The sequence below is a fragment of the Leisingera sp. F5 genome, from assembly GCF_001593695.1.
In genome coordinates, this window is record NZ_LUKH01000752.1 from 1 (window position 1) to 1,729 (window position 1,729).

2 protein-coding genes are annotated in these 1,729 nt (G+C 61.3%); one reads left to right on the top strand and one right to left on the bottom strand.

All coding sequences use genetic code 11. The annotated features are described in order from the left end of the window. Window positions 1-711: DUF3445 domain-containing protein (locus A2I95_RS35550; RefSeq protein ID WP_291737259.1), on the top strand; the 711-nt coding region annotated here is incomplete at its 5' end. 316 nt (window positions 712-1,027) lie between these two features. On the opposite strand, the gene A2I95_RS35555 is transcribed toward A2I95_RS35550, so the two are convergent. Then, window positions 1,028-1,654, bottom strand: coding sequence for an XRE family transcriptional regulator (locus A2I95_RS35555; protein WP_164982793.1), 627 nt, complete (start codon window positions 1,652-1,654; stop codon window positions 1,028-1,030). Between the last annotated feature and the right edge of the window lie 75 nt (window positions 1,655-1,729).

Genomic DNA, 1,729 nt, shown 5'->3' on the forward strand with positions numbered 1-1,729 from the left:
CTGCACAAGGACGGCAACCGCTGGCGCTGGGTGAACAAGCCGCTGGGCATCGACGATACCTTCACCTTCCTGGATGAAAGCACCCTGCCCTACGGGCCGATGGAATACATCACCCGCCAGACCCAGGGCGATTTTGCGGTGCTGGACCAGCGCGACGACAACCTGTGGATGGATGCCGGCATGGTCACCACCCAGGCGGACTGGAGCCTGGATTTCGACATCGGCATGAACTTCTTTGAGTGGCATGCCCCGGTGCCCAAAGCGAATGAAATGGGCATCTTTGTGCGCGCCTTGAAGTTCTTGCTGAACATCCAGCAGGGCCAGCCGGCCCGGCGCCTGAATTGGACCATGACCGTCAACCCGCTCTTGGACACCAGCCCTGAGAATTATCACAAATGGGGCACCATGAAGCAGGAACTGACAAAAGAAAACATCGGCGAGAAGCAGCACCTTAGGGTCGAACTGCAGACCTTCTTCCGCCTGCCCCGCTCCAACGCACTGGTGTTCCCGATCCGCTGCTACCTGATCCGGTTTGAAGATCTGGTAACGGTGCCGAAATGGGCACGCCGCCTGCACCGCGTCATCCGCGACCTGCCGGAGGAGCTGGCCACCTACAAAGGCTTCATCGACAACCGCCCGCTGATGGTGGAGTACCTGTCGCAGTTTGATGACGGCAGCCCGACCTCGGACGGTATCTGGGCAGACGACTGATTCTGAACCAACCCGGCGGGCCGTCCCTACCCCCTGTCATTCAGGCCCGCCCCACTGACTGCCGCCGCCCCTGGCCCGGCAGTTTCTTTTTTGCCCGGAGATAAGCGGCGTTGCACTCCCGCCCCCGCACCAGACGGCAGGCTCCGCCTGCCCCCTGTGCAGCGTTGGGCCGGGCAGCGCGCTTCGCGCGCTGCGGGCTGTTTCGGCAACATCAGCCCCATAACGCAACCGCGCCGCGCAATGCGCGGCGCCACGCCCAACTGTGCAGGGGCATCTTCAGATGTTCCGCAGCAGGCGGGAGCGCTCCGGCCGCGGCTCAGCTCGACTGCGGATACGAAATGATCGACAGATAGCGCGCGGGCAGCTTGATCAGCTGTTCCGGCCCATGCGGCGCGTCGGCATCAAAAAACAGCGTGTCTCCAGGCTTCAACGGAAAAACCTTGTCGCCATGCCGGTAATCCACCTCACCTTCCAGCATATAAAGCAATTCAACGCCATCATGCTGGAAGGTCGGGAATACATCCGACTCTTCGGTCAGGGAGATCATGTAAGGCTCCACCAAAACACCCGAGGCATTGGCGCCCAGATGCCCCAGCAGCTGATATTGATGGCCCGCCCGCGTTCCGGCACGCTCGGTCTCGACGCCTTCGCCCGACCTGGTATGCACCGCTTCGCGGGTTTCCTCGAAACGGCGGAAGAAAGATGTGATCGGAACGCTCAGTGCGTTGGCCAGCAATTGCAGCGTGGTCAGCGACGGGGATGTATTGCCATTCTCGATCTTTGACAGCATTCCGATCGACAGCCCGGTCAGCGTGGCCAGATCGGCCACAGTGATCCCCTGCTGGCGCCGGAACGACCGGACCTCGCGGCCAATGGCCACTTCGAGAACTTTTTCCGCGCCGTCGCGGACCCGGTGCGGATCTTGAGAAAGGTTATTTGCCACTGCGTCGCTATCGTCTTTGGGTTTAGCCACTGTGTTATCTTCCTTATGGACGGCTTCTGACAAGCGCGCAGCGGG